Genomic DNA, 19,679 nt, shown 5'->3' with positions numbered 1-19,679 from the left:
CTTGGAACATTCAGCACGGAACAATCCGGGTGGAGGATGATGGCGGAGCTGACGCCGTTGGCGATGGCGGTGCTGGCTTTGTTGCACGAGAGCCCGATGCACGCCTACGAGATGTTCCAGTTGCTGAAGAGCCGCCGGAACGACCGGATCGTGAAGACCCGGCCGGGTTCGCTGTACCACACGGTGGAGCGGCTGGCCGGGCAGGAATTCATCCGCGCGACCGGCACCGAACGGGCCGGTAACCGCCCCGAACGAACGACGTACGAGATCACCCCGGCCGGCGCGGAGGCGTTGCGGCGGCGGGTGGAGAGTGCGATCGAGACCTACGTCTACGAATACCCACTGTTCCCCGCGGTGCTGAGTGAGGCGCACAACCTGGCCGAGGACGACGCCGTACTGCGGTTCCGGCGCCGGATCGCCCACCTCGACGACTTCATCCAGGAGCTCGACGACGCCGTCGAGAACGTCCGCTCCCGCGAGGTTCCGGAGCCTTACTGGCTTGCGATCGGGTACCTGCAGAGTCAGCTCGTGGCTGAACGCGACTGGCTGGCGACCACCATCGGACGGATAGAGAGCAAGGACCTGGAATGGCAACCCCGCGAGAAGAAGTGAGGCCGTGGCCGGCGCTGTGGGCGCTGGTGGTCGGGTTCTTCATGATCCTGGTCGACTCGACGATCGTGTCGGTCGCGACCCCGTCGATCCTGAACGACTTCGGTACTGATGTCGGCAACGTCATCTGGGTGACGAGCGCCTACCTGCTCGCGTACGCCGTTCCGTTGCTGGTGACCGGTCGTCTCGGCGACCGGATCGGTCCGAAGAAGATGTACCTGACCGGCTTGACCGTGTTCACGCTCGCCTCGTTGTGGTGTGGACTCACGTCGTCGATCGCGATGCTGATCGTGGCTCGCGTCGTCCAGGGGCTCGGTGCGTCGATGGTGACGCCGCAGACGATGGCGGTCATCACGCGGATCTTCCCGCCGGACCAGCGCGGTCGGGCGATGAGCCTGTGGGGTGCGACCGCCGGTGTGGCGATCCTGGTCGGCCCGATCCTCGGTGGAGTCCTGGTCGACGGCTTGGGCTGGCAGTGGATCTTCTTCGTCAACATCCCGGTCGGCGTGATCGGTTTCGCACTGGCGATGCGGCTCGTGCCAGACCTGCCGACTCACGAGCACAAGTTCGACCTGCTCGGAGTCGCGCTGAGCACGATCGGTCTTTTCCTGCTGGTGTTCGGGATCCAGGAAGGCCAGAAGTACGACTGGGGCAAGATTACCGGGCCGATCTCGGTCTGGTCGCTGATCATCGCGGGTCTCGTCCTGCTCGGGCTGTTCGTGTTCTGGCAGTCCCGTAACCGCAACGAGCCATTGTTGCCCTTGGCCCTTTTCCGGGATCGCAACTTCTCACTGGCCAACGTGTCCATCACCACGGTCGGCTTCGCTGTGACGGCGATGGCTTTCCCGCTGATGCTCTACGCGCAGGCCGTTCGTGGCCTGAGCCCGACGAAGGCCGCGCTGCTCTTGGCGCCGATGGCAATCATCTCCGGCGTACTCGCGCCGTTCGTCGGCCGACTGGTCGACACCACGCCACCCCGGTTCATCGCCGGATTCGGTCTGGCCTGCAATGTGGTGGCGCTTTTCTGGCTGAGCCAGATCATCTCCCCCGACCTGCCGATCTGGGAGCTCCTGCTGCCGATGGCGTTGATGGGTGTCGCGAACGGCTTCATGTGGGCCCCGATCGGCAGCACCGCGACCCGGAACCTCCCGATGCACCAAGCGGGAGCCGGCGCAGGCGTCTACAACACAACTCGCCAGGTCGGCGCGGTTCTCGGTAGCGCGGGCATCGCCGTACTGATGGAGTCGCGGCTCGCGCACTACCTACCAGCGATGGCCGGTGGCGAGGGCGCTGCGTCCGGTGGGAAGTTGCCGGAGGCATTGCATCAGGGCTTCAGCGACGCGATGGCGGACGCCATGATCCTGCCGGCCGCCGTCCTGGTGATCGGTCTGATCGCCGCACTTCTCTTCGCCTCGCCGGTACGTCGGCAGTCGGATGCGACTGCGGCGTCAGGCGATCGTGAAGGCTTGCGAGGTTGATTCGCGGCCGGAGAACTCGGCCTTGACCACATAGGTCCCCGGTTTGGCCACCGGCTGTCCAGGCAGGCAGCCGGGGCCGGACCGATGGCCGTTCCAGACCACCGTGCTGGCAGCTTCTTTGCCCTTGGCAACGACCAGCGTGGCCTTCGGAATCGCTTGCCCACAATGGCTCGTGGTCCAGATCAGATCAGCACCGGACGTGACCGAGACGGTCAGCGAATCCGGGTCGATGGTCGCCTTGCACTCGTCGGAGACCGCCTCGAACCGGACCACGAAGTTCAGCGCCGCACCGGAGGTGATCCGGCGGGAGGCCGGCATCGCCTCGACCCGGACGTTCGACGCGGAGCACTTCACGTCCTCGGGCGGGGTCGTCTTGGACGGCTTCTCACTCGGCTTCGGGGTGGGTGTCTTCGACGGCTTGGCGGCCGGGGTCGGCGTCGGGGTCTGCTGTGGGTCGTTGACCGCCGCGGACTTCTGCGGGTCGCCGCCACCAGGGACCAGCTGAAAGATCAGGAAGAACAGCAGCGCCAAGACGAACAGCACCAGTCCCCGACGGAACCAGTACACGCTGGCGGGCAGGTGCCCGACCGGATGGAGCAGGCTGCTCATGCTGGCACCTTAATATCGGCTCTGTGCTCGACCAGTCAGGCTCGCCGCTCACCTCTCTCCACACCTCTGTTCTGCAGTGGTACGACGCCAATGCGCGCGTACTGCCGTGGCGGGACCCCGCTGCGGGACCGTGGGCAGTCATGGTCAGCGAGTTCATGCTGCAGCAGACACCGGTCGCACGCGTGCTCCCGGCGTACCAGAGGTGGTTGGAGCGGTGGCCGAAACCGGCAGACCTGGCCGCAGAGCCGCCAGGTGAGGCTGTGCGGGCCTGGGACCGGCTCGGGTACCCCCGGCGCGCCCTGCGGCTGCACGCGGCAGCACAGGCGATTGTGGAGCGCCATGGTGGAGAGGTGCCGGACGACCACGCCGCACTGCTCGCTCTGCCGGGTGTAGGCACCTACACCGCCGCTGCGATCGCCTCGTTCGCGTTCGGTCAGCGCCACGCGGTCGTGGACACCAACGTGCGCCGGGTGCTCGCCAGAGCCCTCACCGGCGTCGCGCAGCCGACTATCTCCCCCACTGCGGCCGACCAGCGCCTGGCCGTCACAGCTCTGCCCGACGACGTCCGCACCGCATCCCGCTGGGCAGTGGCGTCCATGGAGCTCGGTGCGCTGATCTGCACAGCCCGTACGCCGAGATGCGGCGACTGCCCGATCCGCAGCCAGTGCGCGTGGGTGCTGGCCGGGAGTCCGCCGTACGAGGGTCCGCCGCGGAAGGGCCAGACCTACGAGGGCACGGATCGACAGGTGCGCGGCCGACTGCTCGCCGTACTGCGGTCGGAGCACGGCGCCGTACCGAAGAAGGCACTCGACGCGTGCTGGCAGGACCACGTCCAACGCGAACGCGCCCTGGACGGCCTGGTCGCCGACGGCCTCGTCGAACCGCTCCCCCGCAACCGCTATCGGCTACCTGCGTAACGCGCAAAGGCCGGCTCGCAAACACGAGCCGGCCCTTTGACGTCGTACTTCAGTTCTTCTTGCTGCCGGTGGTGGCTTCGGCATCGTCGTCGGCCAGCAGGTCGAGCGGCATCGCGGGCTGGCCGGACAGCGTCGCCAGCATCTGGCGGACGTTGGTCAGCTGCGCGTTGATGCTGTCCCGGCGCTGCGTCGCGGCCGCGAGCTCGCGCTCGGACTCGGCGCGGATCCGCTCGGACTTGTCCTTCGCGGCGGCGACGATCTCCTGGGCCTGACGGTTCGCGTCGGCCAGCTGCTGCTGCGACAACCGCTCGGCCTCGGAACGCGACCGGTCGGCCTCGCGCTGCACCTGAGCGGCGCGGTCGGTGACGGCGGCCAGCTGCTGCTCGGCGAGCGCCGTGCGGGCAGCGAACTCCTGCTCGACCTTGCCCCGGCGCTCGGCCAGGGTGGTCTCGAAGGCGGCCGCGGCCTGAGCGGACTTGGCCCGCTCCTGCTCGTAGAGAGCCTGCGCCTCGGACCGGCGGGCGGTCGCGTCGCGCTCGGCCTCGTCACGCATGTCGTCGGCCTGGGTGCGGGCCTCCTCGAGGATGCGAGCCGCCTCCGCGTCGACCTCGCTCTTCCAGTCCAGGGAGTACTGCTCGGCCTCCTTGCGGACCTTCTTCGCGTGCGCCTCACCGTCGGCGACGATCGCCTCGGCGTCGGTACGCGCACGGGTCACCAGGTCACGGGCCTCGTCATCGGCCAGCGACAGGATCTTCGCGACCCGCTCACCGAACTCGGTGAACGTCGGGGCACGGTCCTTGTGGTCCTCCTGGGCGGAGATCACGGCCGATTCCGCGGCGTCGGTGCGCTGCTGGAGCTCCTGGACGTGCCGCTGGAGCTGCTCGGACTGCTGCTGCAGCGCGGTCAGCGAGGTGGTCAGCTCACGGATGTGCTGGTCCACCTGAGCGGGCTCGTAGCCACGCAGAACGGTACGGAACGGGGTTGGGCTTTCACTGCTCATGTTTTCCGATACTCACTTAATTGGGTGGGTGGATCACACATTGTCACTGACAAGGATCTGACTGTCACGTCCTCATCCTGATTCCCCCGTGGAACCCTCACTGGAGGACATTCCACCACCTGGGCGGAACCCCGGTACAGCGAGTGCCTCGATCACACCCGAAAGCTGGGTGAGCTCCTTGGTGATCTCGTCGCGGCGCTGGTTCAAAGCCGCGACCCTCGCCTCGGCATCGGCGAGTAGTTTACGGGCCTGCGAGCGCAGATCGTCCGCATGCTCGCGGGCCTGCGCCTCGAGTTGCTGCGCCTCGGCACGGGACTTGCGGATCAGCTCGTGGGACTGGCGCTGGGCGTCGGCCAGATCCTTGGCCGCGCGCTCGCGCAGAACCTGGGTGCTGGACTGGGCCTCGGTCTCGCGCCGGGTGGCCCGGTCGACGATCTCCTTGGCCTCGAGTTCGGCCGCGGCCTTCACCCGATCGGCCCGGGCCTGCGCCTGCGCGGTCACCTTCTCGGCCTCGTGCCGGGCCGTCGACAGGGTCGCCTCGGCCTGCGTGGAGGCCGTCTCCAAGGTGTGCTCGGCGAGCGCGGTGAGCTCGGCGTTCTCCTTGGCGATCGCTTCCTGGGTCTGCTTGAGCCGGCTGGTCGAGCGGCCGACCACGCGGCGCAGGTGCGCGCGCTTCTGGAGCAGCAGCTCACTCGCCTGGGCGGCGGCCTGCTCGCGGATCGCCTGTGCCTCGGCCTCGGCGGTACCGATCAGGTCGTCGACAGTCTTCTTGCTCCACAGCGTCTGCTTCTCGGCCTCGGCCATCGCCGTCTCAGCCGCCCTGTTCGCGTCCTCGACGATCCGCTGGGCCTCACCGGTCGCGTTCCGCCGGTCGGCCTCGATGGAGTCGACGACCAGCTTGGCCTGCGCCCGCGCGTCGGCCATCAGCCGCTCGTTGGACAGCTCGGCCTCGGCCTTGCGTTCGGCAATCTCGGCCACGGCCTCGGCCCGAAGCTTGTCGATCTCCAGCGAGATCGCGGCCAGTTTGGCCCGCTCGGTCTCCTCGAGCTCGGCCGTCCGGCGCTCCAGCTCGGCGCGGTTCTCACCGCGCAACCGCTCGATCTCGGCATGCGCTTCGGCGATCTGGGCCCGCGACTTCTCCCGGGCGGCCTCGACCTCGAGCTCGACCGCGGCCCGCAGATCGGCGGCCTCGGTCTCGGAGCGAGCGATCAGCTCAGCTTCATTCTGTACGGCGGCCTGCGACACCAGCGCGGCTTGCTCACCGGCATCGGCAACCAGCTGCTGTGCTTCGCGGCCGGCCCGGTCGACCATCAGCTCGGCCGCTTCACGAGCCTCGCGGGCGGCGACGAGCAGCTCGTCGGCCTCTTCCTTGACCCGACTGGCCTCGGCCTCGGAGCTTTCCCGCAACCGGTACGCCGCGGATTCGGCCTGCTGCTTGACCCGATCGGCCTCGGCTTCTGCCTCTGCCTTCACCCGGGCGGCTTCGGTCTCGGCGCCCTGGATCCGGCGATCGGCCGCGGCCTGCGACTCGGCGCGGACCCGATCGGCGGTCGCCTGGGTCTCGTTGCGCAGTTGCTCGGCGGCCGATTCGGATTCGCTGCGCCGCTTGGCCACTTCGTCCGCGACCGTCACGCGCAACTGCTCGGCGGCGTGCTCAGCACCTGCGGTCATCCGCTCGGCGAGCGTCGTCGCCTCGGTACGAACGCGCTCCGCCTCGGCCGTCGACTCCGCGCGGAGCTTCTCAGCCGCCTCGGCCGCTTCCCGACGTACTCGCTCGGCCTCCGCGGTGGACTCGGCCTGCAGCCGCTCGGCGATCTCCTGGGCCTCGGACCGGACGCGCTCCGCCTCGGTCTCGGACTCGACGCGCAGCTGCTCGGCCGCGCGCTCGGCGTCGTTGAGCAGGCGCTGCGCGGACGAGGTGGCGTCGGACCGCAGCTTCTGCGCCGCCGCCTCGGCCGCAGCCCGGAGCTGCTCGGTCTCGGTCCGGGCGCGCTCGGCTTCCTCGCGAGCCAGGTCGTTCTCGTACTCCGCCTGTTCGCGCAGGGTGTCGGCGATTCGCTGGGCGCGCTCGAGCACTCCGCCCGCTTGCCGCACACCAAAGGAACCGGTGTCGACGACCGGTTCCTGGGTCAGGGGCAGACGCGGCGCGTCCATGCGACGAGATGATTCCATCCTCGGCCCCCTTTCCGACAGTCCGGGTCCCATCAACGTGGTCACAGGGTTACAACGCGATACATGGGTGCCAGGTAACTTCTTTTTCATGCCGCTGCGCGATCTGCCCACCGAATCGCAGGCGGCGGCAGCACTGATCCGTATCGAATCGCTCACGCATCGTAGGACCATACGACGAACCGGCAAACCCGGTGTAGTGCTTGCGTGTCTTGCGGTCGGAGCCCTGTTCGCAGTCCTGCTACCAGGGCGGACCGGCACAGGCTGTTACCTCTGGCGGGCCAGCATCCAGCCGGTCGGCGGCCGGTCCGCGGCCCTCCTGCTGCCGGTCGTTATCGCGCTGCTGATCCTCGCGGATCGCTTGTGTGCCGAGCGTTTCGAGCTTCGCCGGCCGGTCCGCGGATGGGGTACGGCGGCGGTCGCCGTGGTCACCATGGTGGCCTGGACCGGATTCGTCCAGCAGGGTCGGCCGAGCTGTTCTTTCTCACCGGCTGTGATCGGCACACTGGTCTGCGGAACCATCGCAACAGCAGTGGCCGGTTACTGGGCTACCCAGTTGTTCCGGCGCCCGATGACGCCTGAACCAACACTTGGGAACGACTCGCCGAACCCGTCCGCTGAACCGCTGAATCAGTCCGAATTGCGGGCACTCTTTGTCCGAATGCTCGACCAGACCGCGAAGTGGACTCCGGTCCGGGGCCGGATCATGCCGTTCATGACCGGCATCCTCGCCGTACTGATTCTGCTCTCGACCGTGCTGCCGTGGCGTGAGCTCCGGGATCCGGTCGCGGTCGGGCTCGCGGACGCCGGGCTGATCCGGGTGCAGCTCTGGGAGATCCCGTCGGCCCGGATCTGGGCGCTGATCATCTGCGCCCTCGCTGTCGCGACCCTGGCCACTAGCGGTCTGGTACGACGTCTCGCGGCCGTCGGCTGCGGTACGGCGACCGTGGCCGGGCTGGCCGCGCACCTGCTGTGGCTGCCACCGATACTGCCGAACGGCGTCGGGTATCGCCCGGGTGTTGGCGCGTGGACCGCACTGGTGCTTGCGGTTCTTCTGATTGCCACTGCGCTGATCGGTGGCCGCCTGCTGGTTCTGCTCGGCTGCGGCGGCGCAGTGGCCGGACTACTCGTTCCGGCCGCGACAGGTACGACGTACGGGCCTGAGACGACTGTGGGTGTGCCGCATCGGATGCTGGACCTCCATGGTGGTCAGCTTGTCGACCGGCTCGGGATGCGGGTCGCCATCGGCACATCTGATCCGCTCGACTCGTTTGCAAGCACCCTGGACGGTTCACCCGGGCACTGGCTGTTGGGGCGGACAGGGTCGGAGAGCTCAACAGTCTTCGCGTACGACGACGGTGTCGCGCTCCCCGAGGTGACGCTGAACCACGGTCCTACCGCACCGGCTCTGTGGGGTGTCACCGACAACCGCCTCGTACTGCTGGCCGGTGGAGCAGGCGGCAAGCCGTGGGCGGTCCTGTCCGTCCCTCTCGACCTGCCGCAGGCGGACATCAGCCTCAGCCACAAGGACCCCGACGGCAAGTACTACGTGACTCCTGGGGTGGAGGTCCTTGCCTCCGGTGTCGGCCCGGCGCTCAGCCATCGGAACGCCGACCGCTCGATCGTGGTGTGGGGTGGCTCGACCACCTGGCAGATCCCCGCCAACCAGCTGCGTCCTGGGATGCGGTTGCAGGACTTCACGTTCAACCCAGGAGCGGGTGCGCCCGGCAATGCGGTGTCCAGTGGCCCGGACGGTACGACGGTCTGGCGGACGAGCGAGACGGGTCTGGCGATGGCGCGTCGAGGCGGAGCGACTCAGCAGCTGACCGGGGTGGCTCCGGCCGGCTGCCTGCTGAGCAGGGACGCTGCCAGCTCGTCGATGACGGTCGATGCGTTCGCGGTCGATGTGCGCGGCAACGTCTGGCTCGGTGGTGGCGCGCCGACCTCGGTGATCACACCGGACGGCGTACTGCGGAAGCTGCCCGGTGGCGCCGACGGAGTCAGCAGTATCGAGGCGCGACCGGATGGATCGGTACTGCTGGGGACTTCGCCGGGCGGTGGTGGTCAGATCCTGCAGATCCCCGATGCGGCCAGCGCAGCCTCGACCTACCCACCCGCACCGGATCCGCAGCCCCGCTGCGATCGACGGACACCAGTCCGCGGTACGACGAACTTCCGCGCGACCGTACTGCCGCCCGTCGAGACGGTTGGTTCGTCCGGTGTGGGTACGCAACTCGGACTCGATGCCACCGGGAAGCTGGTGCGGATCCGGCTGCCGCTCGCTGCCCACGTTTGGGCGCCCGACGGCCAGGGCGGAGTGTGGTGGACCCTTGCGGATCCCAAACGTGCCGTACATCTGCTGCGTGGCCGGACCACAGTGCACCCAGATCTGAACCTCTACGGACCAGACGGCGTACGACGAGTTGTGGTCAACGGTGAGCTACGGCCGCTGAGTGATGCGCCCGGGACTTGGTTCGTTGGACCCGACGGAAAGCTCTGGGGGTACGACGCGCTGCGCCTCCTGCGAGTGGATGCCGGCCGGGTCACTGTGCTCGCCGGTCCGGCCCAAGGTGTGCCACAGGCTGCGGATCAGGTGACTGTGATCGGCCAAGCGCTGTACTTCCAACTGGGCAACGACTTGGTCCGTCTGGAGGTCGCCCGATGAGCGCACTCCCGGATGAAGAGCTGCCGATCCGTCTGACGGCTGCCGAGCAGAAGCTGGCCGTCAACGAGCACAGGTGGTTCGCCCGAGCCGGACTGCTGGCCGCACTGGTCACCGGCTTCACACTGCTCCTGCCGTGGACCTACAGCCGCCGACTCGGTCTCTCTGTCTGGCAACTGGGCATAGAAACCCAGCCACAGCTAGCCCTGACCTGGCTGGTCGGTCTGCTCGCCACCGCCGCGTTGCTGGTTCTCAAACCCGGTCACAAGGCCCAGGCCGCGGCCTGCATCGTTGCCGTCATCACTCTGCTGTTGCTGGCCGGCGCCTACCAAGCAGGTCAGGTGGAAGCCCTGGGCAACACCTGGCCCGGACCCGGCCCAGCCATCGCCCTCGTGACCACAGTCTGCTGGCTCGCGACCACTGCAGCCCACCTGCTGGCCCAATGCACCAGCCACCACACACCGGACCCGGCAACCATCACCCGCACCATCAGCCGGCTCCGGCGCCGCGAACCCTAGATCGCCGGCGTGTAGCGCGTTGCTACGCCCCGACCTCGGTGCTCGAGGCAATACACCAAGCGGGCGGCCAGAGCGTCGTACCCAGCCTCGGTAGCCACGTCGCGGGCTCGGCGGAGCAGACGGTCAGCCCTGGCTGGCTCCGGCGCACAGTCCGCCAAGCCAGTCAGGGCTTCGACGATGCCCAGGGCGTGATCGCGGTCCTGGCTGAGGCGGAGCGCCAGATCGAACTGCTCGGCGGCTGAGTCGCCACGACCTGCACTGAGCAGGCTGCGACCCAGGTGGAGTCGAGCGTCGACCTCATCGAGGTGGGTGCAGTTGCCGATCGCCAGCACAAGCGCCTGCTCGTGAATCTCGACAGCCAGCTTCGTGCGGCCGAGCCGGCGGTGCGCCTCACCTTGATGACACAAGGCGTAGCTCATCGAGAAGTCCAGCTCGTGAATGGCGGCCAGGCGTTGCGCGGTGCGCGTCGCTTCGAGAGCCGGCAGCGGGTCGTCCGCCGCGAGACGGCAGACCGCGATGCCGTTCAGCAGTTCGGGTTCGAGCCGCTCATCACCGATCTCACGCGCCAGCTCCAACGCCCGCTCGTAGTACTCCAAAGCCATCGCGAACCCGTGCTGCCGAACCGCCAACGCAGCAAGCCGCCCCAGCGTCTCGACGACCGCCTCGCGATCCCCGGCCAGGTGCGCGAGACGCAACGACGTACGGAGTAGGTCGGCATGACTCGACGACGGATCCAGGGTGCCCTGCGTGTAGCCCAACGATCCCAGGATGCGCGCCCGCAACCCCGGTTCGTCCTCCGGCGCCAGCTCCGCGGCCCGGCGCAGATCGCACAATCCCTTCTGCGGCCCGCAACGGAACTGCCCGAAGTTCCCACGCAGGAACAGCAGCCGCGCCTCACCGACCGCATCCTGCCGCCGGACCGCAGCAGCCAGCCCGATCGTCAGCACGGCGTCCAGTTCGTCCAACCGGCTCCGGTCGTGCAGGTAAGGAGCCAGCACCAACGCGAACCGCACCGCGGCCGCATCCTCCGCAACCTCCAACGCAGCAAGCAAATTCGGCCGCTCAGAGTCCTCCCAACCAGCCATCGCTAGGTAGTGCTCAACGAGCCGACTCACTGCCTTCGCGTCATCAGCGACCTCGGCCGCGTACCCACGCAACAAGTCATGGAACTCGTACCGCCCCGGCCGCGGCGCCAGCAACAAGCTCGCATCCACCAACTTCTCCAGCAGCACCTCAGCCGCCGGCACGTCGATCCCGGCGAGCGCCGCCGCTGCCTTCGTATCGAAATCCTTGCCAGGGAACAACCCAAGACACGCGAACGTCCGGCGCTGGTCCTCGGGCAGATGCTCATACGACACCGCGAACGCCGACCGGACGCCGTTCGAATCACCATCGAGCTCGCGCAACCGACGCCGTCCGCGCAGCCGCTGGTTCAGGTGCTGCATCGACCAGGCCGGCCGATGCCGCAACCGCGCACCGGCGATCCGCAACGCCAACGGCAGCCGTCCACAATGCTCAGCCAACTCGCGGACCGCGGACTCGTCGCCACCATGCCGATCCGGTCCGGCGATCTCGATGAGCAGCGCGATCGCATCGTCCATCGCCAGCAGGCCAAGGCCGAGCCGGCGCTTGGCATCCAGCTCGACCAGCAACCGCCGGCTCGTCACCAGCACCGCACAATCCGATGCCCCTGGCAACAATGGCCGCACGGTCTCCGCATCCGGCGCGTTGTCCAGGACGACCAGCAACCGCAGCCGCGCCGACTTCGCGCGCCACAACGACAGCCGATCCCCGAGGCAGCCAGGAATCTGATCCGCCGGTACGCCGATGCCGCGCAGCAGGTGGTCGACCGCCTGTTCGGTCCCGAGTGGCTCGCGCCCCGGCGTGTGCCCGTGCAGATCGACGAACAACTGACCATCCGGGTACTGCGTCGCCAGCAGATGCCCGGCCTGGACCGCCAACGCGGTCTTGCCGATCCCCGCCATCCCGTCGATCGCCAGCACCGGCGGTGCGGCTCCAGCAGTCGTTCGCAGGGTGGCAACGACCTCGGCCAGTTCCGCGGCACGACCGGCGAACGCAGCGCCGCCGTACGGGAGTTCGTTGCGCGACGGCACCGCAGGCGCCTCGATCCGCAACAGCGTTTGCTGGGCAGCGCGCAGTTCGGGGCCTGGCTCAATCCCGAGTTGTTCGACGAGCGTTCGCCGTACCCGTTGATAGGTCTCGAGTGCCTCGGCCTGTCGACCGCTTCCAGCTAGCGCGTTCATCAGCAGTACGGCGAACCGTTCGTCGAACGGGTGGTCGGCGACCAAGCCGATCAGCTCCGGGATCGCTTCGACGTGCCGACCCGCGGCGAGCTGCAACTGGATGCGCGTGCCAAGCGCCTTCTCGCGACGTTCGGCGATCCGGCGGCGCTGGCCGGCCAGGTACTGCCCCGGCAGACCGCTCAGCGGCTGGCCGCGGAACAATGCCAACGCCTGCTCATGGAGCGCTAGCGCCTCTTCCGGATCACTGTGCTGACCGGCAGCCCGCACTGTCGTCTCAAAGCGTTCCAGATCAAGCACTCCGGCATCGAGCCGCAGCACATACCCAGCTGTTGTCCGTTCCAGCCGCGCATCAGGCAGCGACTTCCGGATCCGGTACACGTAGGTCGGCACGACCTTGATCCCGGTCGGCGGCGGGTCGTCGTCCCAGACCAGGTCGAGCAACTGTTCCGGGGTCAGCACGCGATCCGCATTCAATGCCAGTACCGCGAACATCGCCTGCTGCCTTAACGGCCCGACCGAAATTGCCGCCGCACCGCTGCGGACGGTGAGCGGTCCGAGCAGATCGATCCGGAGCCCCGACGGCATCTTCGCAGTGTAGAAGCGCAATTGCCGCACCCGCCCGAATCCGGACACCTTTCGAGCACCGTCGAATGTCTGGTCAGGACCTCGCGGGAAAACCCGCACGATAGCGGCCGGGCGTGGTGCCGACCAGGGCGGCGAAGGCTTCGATGAATCCACTCGGATTGGACCAGCCGCAGGCATGAGCGACCTCGGTCGTGGTGCGGTTGTCGGCCAGCAGGACGAGCGCGTGACAGATGCGGAGCTGCGTTCGCCACTCGTAGAACGTCATCCCGAGCTCATCGTGGAACAGCCGACTGAGTGTCCGGGCACTCGCTCCGATGGTGCGCCCGAGCTCGGCCAGCGACCTGTTCTCGGCGGGGTCGTCGGCGAGGAGCCGGGCGATGGCCCGCAGCCTGTCGTCGGCGGGTTCCGGCAGGTGCAACGCCAGTTCGTCGGCGTCCCGCAACTCGTCGACCAGCACGCGTCGGAGCCGGGCCTCGGCGCCGCTGTCGTAGCTCTGCCCACCCGTGAGCGCGAGGATGACTTCGCGGGCCAGCGCGGAGGCGGTGAAGACGACCGGATGCTCAGGCACTCGGCGAGCCAGCGAGGTCGGCAGGAACAGAATCCGCATGTCCGTGGTGCTGTGTGCCCGATGCGAGTGCTGGAACCCGGCCGGTGTCCACGCGACCCGATTGGCCGGCACAACCGACGTACCGCGGACGGTTTGCACGGACAGTACGCCGCTGGCGGCGTACACCAGGTGGCCCTGTGAATGGGCGTGCAGCGAGCTGGCGCCGCCCGAGCGCCACAGGTGAACACCACCTGAGGGCCACAGGCGAGACGCCTCCGGGGTTTGGCGGGCATCGGGCACAACTTGGCATCCTACCGGTGGTCGGCCAGCATCAGCAGCGTCGACAGTGGATGCATGATGCGAGCCGCAGTGTGTGTACAGGCCGGTGGGCCAGAGGTGCTGGAGCTTCGGAAGGTCCCGATTCCGGCCGTTCGAGCCGGGTGGAGCCTGGTCGAGATCAAGGGTGCGGGCCTGAACCGTTCCGAGCTCCGGACCCGCCAGGGACATTCGCCGAGCGTCACCTTCCCACGCATCCTCGGGATCGAGTGCGTCGGCGTCGTGGCGGAGTCCACCGATGCCCGGTTGCCCGCGGGGACGACGGTCGCGGCCGTGATGGGCGAGATGGGCCGCGCGTTCGACGGCGGGTACGCCGAGTACGCCGTACTGCCGAACGAACTGCTGATGCCGATCACCACGACGCTGCCGTGGGAGGTGCTGGCTGCGTTGCCCGAGACGTACCTGACCGCGCAGGGCTCGCTGGACGCACTCGGCGTCGCAGCGGGCGACCGCCTCCTCATCCGCGGCGGTACGTCGTCGGTCGGGATGGCGGCCGCGTCGATCGCGACTGCCCTCGGTGTCGAGACCGCTGCGACCACTCGCCAGCCCGCCAAGCTCAGCGGGCTGCACACCACCCACGCGTTACTCGACGACGGCGGTTCGCCGGCGGCCGCCGTACGGGCTGTGTGGCCGGACGGACCGGACCACGTCCTCGATCTCGTCGGTGCCCGGACAGCGCTCGACTCGTTGCAGCTCGTACGACGCGGCGGCAGCGTCTGCGTCTCGGGGTCGCTCAGCGGTTGGCTGGTACCCGACTTCGAGCCGATCGCCGCCATCCCGTCCGGGACCAAGCTGACGTCGTTCCACAGCAAGGACACTGCCGGGAACACCGCGGCGTTGCAGCAGATCGTCGACCAGGTCGAGGCCGGCGCCTACCGGCCGAACCTCGACCGGACCTTCGCACTGGGCGAGATCGCGGCGGCCCACGCGTACCTGGAATCCGACCAGGCGACCGGAAAGGTCGTCGTACTCCCCTGAACGCCGAAGGGCCCCACACCGGAGTGTGGGGCCCTTCGCTGACTACTGGTTTACGAGTCCTGCAGACCCGAGGCGGTGCCACCGGCTGCGAGGTCCGTCAGCTCCAGCTCGGAAGCGCCGGACTTCGGCGTCCCGGTGAAGGTGAAGTACTCGCGCAGGCCGTCGGCGTCCACGGTGTCCTCCGGGGCGACGTCGACCAGGACGATCTGGCCGGGCCGCAGCTCCCCGAACAGGATCTTCTCGGCGAGGACGTCCTCCACGTCGCGCTGGAGTGCGCGGCGCAGCGGGCGGGCGCCCAGGACCGGGTCGAAGCCACGGTCGGCGACCAGTGCCTTCGCCGCCGGCGTGAGCTCGATGCCCATGTCCTTGTCCTTCAGGCGCTCCTCCACCTGGGCCAGCATCAGGTCGACGATCTTGACGATGTCGTCCTTGCTGTGCTGGTGGAAGACCACGATCTCGTCGACCCGGTTCAGGAACTCCGGGCGGAAGTGCTGCTTGAGCTCCTCCGTCACCTTGGACTTCATCCGCTCGTACGAGCCCGAGGTGTCCGCGGTCTGCGAGAAACCGAGCGCACCCTTCGAGATGTCCTTGGTGCCCAGGTTGGTGGTCATGATGATGACCGTGTTCTTGAAGTCGACCACGCGGCCCTGGGCGTCGGTCAGGCGACCTTCGTCCAGGATCTGCAGCAACGAGTTGAAGATGTCCGGGTGGGCCTTCTCCACCTCGTCGAACAGCACCACGGAGAACGGCTTGCGGCGGACCTTCTCGGTCAGCTGGCCACCCTCTTCGTAGCCGACGTAACCGGGAGGCGAGCCGAACAGCCGGGAGGCCGTGTGCTTCTCCGAGTACTCCGACATGTCGAGGCTGATCAGCGCGTTCTGGTCGCCGAACAGGAACTCGGTCAGCACCTTCGACAGCTCGGTCTTACCGACGCCGGACGGGCCGGCGAAGATGAACGAGCCGCTCGGGCGACGCGGGTCCTTCAGGCCGGCGCGGGTGCGCCGGATCGAGCGGGACAGCGCCTTCACGGCGTCGGTCTGGCCGATGTACTGCTTGGCCAGCACCTTCTCCATGTCGAGCAGTCGCGAGGACTCCTCCTCGGTCAGCTTGAAGACGGGGATACCGGTCGCGGTGCTGAGCACCTCGGCGATCAGCTCCTCGTCGACCTCGGCGACGACATCCATGTCGCCGGCCTTCCACTGCTTCTCGCGCTCGGCCTTCGCGTTGATCAGCTTCTTCTCGTCGTCGCGGAGCCCCGCGGCGCGCTCGAAGTCCTGAGCATCGATCGCCGACTCCTTCTCCCGGCGCACGTTCGCGATCTTCTCGTCGAACTCGCGCAGGTCCGGCGGAGCCGTCATCCGGCGGATCCGCAACCGGGCCCCGGCCTCGTCGATCAGGTCGATCGCCTTGTCCGGGAGGAACCGGTCGGAGATGTACCGGTCGGCCATCTGCGCGGCGTTCACCAGCGCGGCATCGGTGATGGTCACCCGGTGGTGCGCCTCGTAGCGGTCGCGCAGACCCTTGAGGATCTCGATCGTGTGCGCGATCGAGGGCTCGGCGACCTGGATCGGCTGGAAGCGGCGCTCCAGCGCGGCGTCCTTCTCGACGTACTTGCGGTACTCGTCGAGGGTGGTCGCACCGATGGTCTGCAGCTCGCCGCGGGCCAGCATCGGCTTCAGGATGCTCGCCGCGTCGATCGCGCCCTCGGCCGCACCGGCCCCGACGAGGGTGTGGATCTCGTCGATGAACAGCACGATGTCACCGCGGGTGCGGATCTCCTTCAGCACCTTCTTCAGGCGCTCCTCGAAGTCACCGCGGTAGCGGGAACCCGCCACCAGGGCGCCGAGGTCGAGGGAGTAGATCTGCTTGTCCTTGAGCGTCTCCGGGACGTCGCCACGGACGATCTGCTGAGCCAGACCCTCCACGATCGCCGTCTTGCCGACACCCGGCTCACCGATCAGGACAGGGTTGTTCTTGGTCCGCCGGGACAGCACCTGCATGACCCGCTCGATCTCGGTCTCGCGCCCGATCACCGGGTCGAGCTTCGCCTCACGAGCGGACTGGGTGTAGTTCCGGCCGAACTGGTCGAGCACCAGGGAGCTGCTCGGCGCACCTTCGGTGGTGGCCCCACCGGCGGTGGTCGGCTCCTTGCCCTGGTACCCGCTCAGCAGCTGGATGACCTGCTGCCGGACCTTGTTCAGGTCCGCACCGAGCTTGACCAGGACCTGCGCTGCGACACCCTCACCCTCGCGGATGAGGCCGAGCAGGATGTGCTCGGTGCCGATGTAGTTGTGACCCAACTGCAGGGCCTCGCGCAGGGAGAGCTCCAGCACCTTCTTGGCGCGGGGGGTGAACGGGATGTGCCCGCTCGGTGCCTGCTGCCCCTGGCCGATGATCTCCTCGACCTGGGAGCGGACGGCCTCGAGCGAGATACCCAGGCTCTCGAGAGCCTTGGCGGCGACACCTTCACCCTCGTGGATCAGGCCGAGCAGGATGTGCTCGGTCCCGATGTAGTTGTGGCTGAGCATCCTGGCCTCTTCCTGAGCCAGGACGACTACCCGACGGGCGCGGTCCGTAAATCGTTCAAACATCGCCAAAGCGCTCCTTGCCTCAGAGGAGTCGGACGTGCCGTGTGGGCCGACCCCCGTACATGCATGCTAGTCCCCGGTACCGACAAGCTCGCTCTGGGCGAACAAACAATCACTGTTGGATCGGACACCCGGGCGGCATCACAAGGGAACAACCCCACGGATCTCCAGGGTGTTCCCGCCTGACCACGATCGGACAGCATGTTCGCCACCAGCGAATTTCGCCTGATGACTGCCGGGTCAGGCACCCGGGTGACCGTCCTGCCGCGACGAGATGTCCGCATCCTGAAACAACCGGAATGCGGACGGTCCCGATACCCCAAGGGTACCGGGACCGCAAGTCCTTGCCGAAATTACTTGGCTTCGTTGTACGCCGCGCGCACCTCGGCCGAGATCCGGCCGCGCTCGCTGACCTCGTAGCCGTTCTCCTTGGCCCAGGCCCGGATGTCGGCGGAGTCCGATGCGGACCGGCCGCGACCGCGGGCCCGTCCGGCGGCGCCGCGGCGGCCGGCCACCCGGCGGGCCGAGCCGACGTACCCGGCGAGGGCGTCGCGCAGCTTGGCGGCATTCTTCTTGGAAAGGTCGATCTCGTACGTCGTCCCGTCCAGCCCGAAGGTCACGGTCTCGTCGGCCTTACCGCCGTCGAGATCGTCCTCGAGGACCACCTGCACCCTTTGCGCCATCGATGACAATCCTTCCTGCACCCGTCACCGGGCACAATCCCCTGCCGAATTGTTTGCACCTGATTTGTACCGCACAAACCACCCACTTGTCATTCTCCGTCGGGAATGTTCCGGAAAGTTGTGACGCCCACCTCGTGACCTTCCGTATTCAAATAGCCCCGGAAAATGCAGCGGGCCGCGGATGTGCTATGCAGCATCCACGGCCCGCTTCGGGGAAAATCAGCGAATCACTCCGGCCGGAGCAACGGGAAGAGAATCGTCTCCCGTATACCGGCGCCGGTGAACAGCATGATCAACCGGTCCAGCCCCATCCCGAGACCGCCGGCCGGCGGCATCCCGAACTCCATCGCGCGCAGGAAGTCCTCGTCGAGATCCATCGCCTCGGGATCACCGGCCGCGGCCAGCAACGACTGCTCCACCAGGCGATCGCGCTGGATCACCGGGTCGTTCAGCTCCGAGTACGCGACCCCGAGCTCGACCCCGTTGACGAACAGGTCGAAGGCCTCGACCAGCCCCGGGATTTCCCGGTGCGGCTTGGCCAGCGGCCGCGCCGACTCCGGATAGTCACGGACAAAGGTGGGCTGGATGAGCGTGTGCTCGGCCAGCTTCTCGAACAAGTCGACGGCGATCTCACCGGCATTCCGGCCCGGTTGCAGCTCGACCTCGTGCTGCTCGGCCAACTTGAGCAGGGCCGGCAGATCCGTGGTCTGGTCGACACTCTCGCCGACCGCTTCGGACAGCAGCCCGAAAAGCGTCGCGTGCCGGAACGGCTGCTCGAAGTCGATCTCCGAACCGTCGCGCGCGGTGACCGTGGTCCGGCCGATCGCCCGGCCGGCGTTGCGGATCAGCTCCTGCAGGAGTTCGGCCATCGTGTCGTAATCGCCGTACGCCTGATACGCCTCGATCATCGAGAATTCCGCGGCATGGGTGGAATCCAGGCCCTCGTTGCGGAACGTGCGGCCGATCTCGTAGACCCGGTCGACGCCACCGATCATCGCGCGCTTCAGATCGAGCTCGAGCGCGATCCGCAGCTTCATCTCCTGATCGAACGCGTTCAGGTGGGTGCTGAACGGCCGGGCCGCGGCACCACCGTTGGTGAGCTGCAGGACCGGCGTCTCGACCTCGACGAAGTCCTGCCCGTCGAAGGTGGCCCGCAGCGACTTCAGTACGGCGGCCTTGATCCGGACCATGTCGCGGGCTTCCGGCCGCACGATCAGGTCGACGTACCGGAGCCGGACGCGCGCCTCCTCGTTCAGCGGCTTGTGCTCGTTCGGCAGCGGGCGCAGGGTCTTGGCGGCCATCTGCCAGCCGGTCGCCTGCACCGACAGCTCTCCGCGGCGACTCGTCACGACCTCGCCCTGGACCGCCAGCAGGTCACCGATGTCGACGAGCTGCTTGAACCTGGCCAGCTCTTCCTCGCCGAGGTCGGCCAGCGACAGCATCACCTGCAGCTCGGTCCCGTCCCCCTCGCGCAGCCGGACGAAGCAGAGCTTGCCGGTGTTGCGCAGGAAGATGACGCGGCCGACCACCGACACCTGCTCACCGGTCTTGGTGTCCGGCTCCAGCTCCTGGTCGTCGTACGTGGCGCGCAGGTCCTTCAGCAGGTGCGTCCGCGCTACCGAGATCGGGTAGGGCTGCACTCCTTCCGCCAGCAGGCGGTCACGCTTCTCCCGGCGAACCCGCATCTGCTCCGGCAGGTCGTCAGTCGGGTCCACGTGTGTATCAGTCATGCGCCA

At 67.9% G+C, this 19,679-nt stretch carries 14 protein-coding genes; 6 read left to right on the top strand and 8 right to left on the bottom strand.

Annotated features, from left to right (window positions below; translation table 11 throughout):
• The first annotated feature begins 39 nt into the window (after positions 1-39).
• Entirely contained in the window at positions 40-612 is a 573-nt protein-coding gene (locus tag ACFTSF_RS34000) for a PadR family transcriptional regulator (RefSeq protein WP_380158766.1), read from the top strand.
• On the top strand, positions 588-2,087 hold the full coding sequence (locus tag ACFTSF_RS33995) for a DHA2 family efflux MFS transporter permease subunit (protein WP_380158764.1): 1,500 nt from the start codon (positions 588-590) through the stop codon (positions 2,085-2,087). The genes ACFTSF_RS34000 and ACFTSF_RS33995 overlap by 25 nt, the downstream gene beginning before the upstream one ends.
• Here the strand turns inward: ACFTSF_RS33995 and ACFTSF_RS33990 are convergent.
• Positions 2,058-2,696, bottom strand: coding sequence for a hypothetical protein (locus ACFTSF_RS33990; RefSeq protein ID WP_380158762.1), 639 nt, complete (start codon positions 2,694-2,696; stop codon positions 2,058-2,060). The genes ACFTSF_RS33995 and ACFTSF_RS33990 overlap by 30 nt on opposite strands.
• Before the next feature lie 23 nt (positions 2,697-2,719).
• On the opposite strand from ACFTSF_RS33990, the gene ACFTSF_RS33985 reads away from it, so the two are divergent.
• Complete coding sequence (locus ACFTSF_RS33985; RefSeq protein WP_380158760.1) at positions 2,720-3,613, top strand: A/G-specific adenine glycosylase; 894 nt, start codon at positions 2,720-2,722, stop codon at positions 3,611-3,613.
• A gap of 49 nt (positions 3,614-3,662) precedes the next feature.
• Here ACFTSF_RS33985 and ACFTSF_RS33980 read toward each other — a convergent pair whose 3' ends face one another.
• Both ACFTSF_RS33980 and ACFTSF_RS33975 read right to left on the bottom strand, forming a co-directional pair.
• Positions 3,663-4,613, bottom strand: a complete 951-nt coding sequence (locus tag ACFTSF_RS33980; RefSeq protein WP_344150027.1) for a DivIVA domain-containing protein — start codon at positions 4,611-4,613, stop codon at positions 3,663-3,665.
• Positions 4,614-4,685: 72 nt separating this feature from the next.
• Positions 4,686-6,767: a kinetoplast-associated-like protein gene (locus tag ACFTSF_RS33975; RefSeq protein WP_380158758.1), complete on the bottom strand. Its 2,082-nt coding sequence runs from the start codon at positions 6,765-6,767 to the stop codon at positions 4,686-4,688.
• A gap of 214 nt (positions 6,768-6,981) precedes the next feature.
• On the opposite strand from ACFTSF_RS33975, the gene ACFTSF_RS33970 reads away from it, so the two are divergent.
• Positions 6,982-9,447, top strand: a complete 2,466-nt coding sequence (locus ACFTSF_RS33970; protein ID WP_380158756.1) for a hypothetical protein — start codon at positions 6,982-6,984, stop codon at positions 9,445-9,447.
• Positions 9,444-9,962 carry a hypothetical protein gene (locus ACFTSF_RS33965; RefSeq protein WP_380158754.1) on the top strand — a complete coding sequence of 173 codons (519 nt, stop codon included), beginning with the start codon at positions 9,444-9,446 and terminating at the stop codon, positions 9,960-9,962. The genes ACFTSF_RS33970 and ACFTSF_RS33965 overlap by 4 nt, the downstream gene beginning before the upstream one ends.
• On the opposite strand, the gene ACFTSF_RS33960 is transcribed toward ACFTSF_RS33965, so the two are convergent.
• Positions 9,959-12,811 (bottom strand): BTAD domain-containing putative transcriptional regulator, encoded by a 2,853-nt coding sequence (locus tag ACFTSF_RS33960; protein WP_380158752.1) that lies wholly within the window; start codon positions 12,809-12,811, stop codon positions 9,959-9,961. The genes ACFTSF_RS33965 and ACFTSF_RS33960 overlap by 4 nt on opposite strands.
• A gap of 73 nt (positions 12,812-12,884) precedes the next feature.
• A complete protein-coding gene (locus ACFTSF_RS33955) occupies positions 12,885-13,658 on the bottom strand; it encodes a helix-turn-helix domain-containing protein (protein ID WP_380158750.1) in 774 nt (257 codons plus the stop codon).
• A gap of 54 nt (positions 13,659-13,712) precedes the next feature.
• Between ACFTSF_RS33955 and ACFTSF_RS33950 the strand changes: the two genes are divergently transcribed.
• Complete coding sequence (locus ACFTSF_RS33950; protein WP_380158748.1) at positions 13,713-14,672, top strand: zinc-binding dehydrogenase; 960 nt, start codon at positions 13,713-13,715, stop codon at positions 14,670-14,672.
• Between the two features lie 50 nt (positions 14,673-14,722).
• Here ACFTSF_RS33950 and ACFTSF_RS33945 read toward each other — a convergent pair whose 3' ends face one another.
• The 3 genes from ACFTSF_RS33945 to lysS all read right to left on the bottom strand — a co-directional run bounded on the left by ACFTSF_RS33945 (position 14,723) and on the right by lysS (position 19,673).
• Positions 14,723-17,263, bottom strand: a complete 2,541-nt coding sequence (locus tag ACFTSF_RS33945; RefSeq protein WP_344150012.1) for an ATP-dependent Clp protease ATP-binding subunit — start codon at positions 17,261-17,263, stop codon at positions 14,723-14,725.
• 350 nt (positions 17,264-17,613) lie between these two features.
• The gene (locus ACFTSF_RS33940; RefSeq protein WP_132401678.1) at positions 17,614-17,943 is read right to left on the bottom strand and encodes an Lsr2 family protein; all 330 of its coding nucleotides are present in this window, start codon (positions 17,941-17,943) and stop codon (positions 17,614-17,616) included.
• A gap of 227 nt (positions 17,944-18,170) precedes the next feature.
• The gene (gene lysS / locus ACFTSF_RS33935; protein WP_380158746.1) at positions 18,171-19,673 is read right to left on the bottom strand and encodes a lysine--tRNA ligase; all 1,503 of its coding nucleotides are present in this window, start codon (positions 19,671-19,673) and stop codon (positions 18,171-18,173) included.
• Positions 19,674-19,679: the final 6 nt, after the last annotated feature.

The sequence above is a fragment of the Kribbella sp. NPDC056951 genome, assembly GCF_042674205.1.
GTDB lineage: Bacteria > Actinomycetota > Actinomycetes > Propionibacteriales > Kribbellaceae > Kribbella > Kribbella yunnanensis.
Note: the sequence above shows the minus strand (reverse complement) of the source record. Positions and strands in the feature narration are given on the sequence as shown.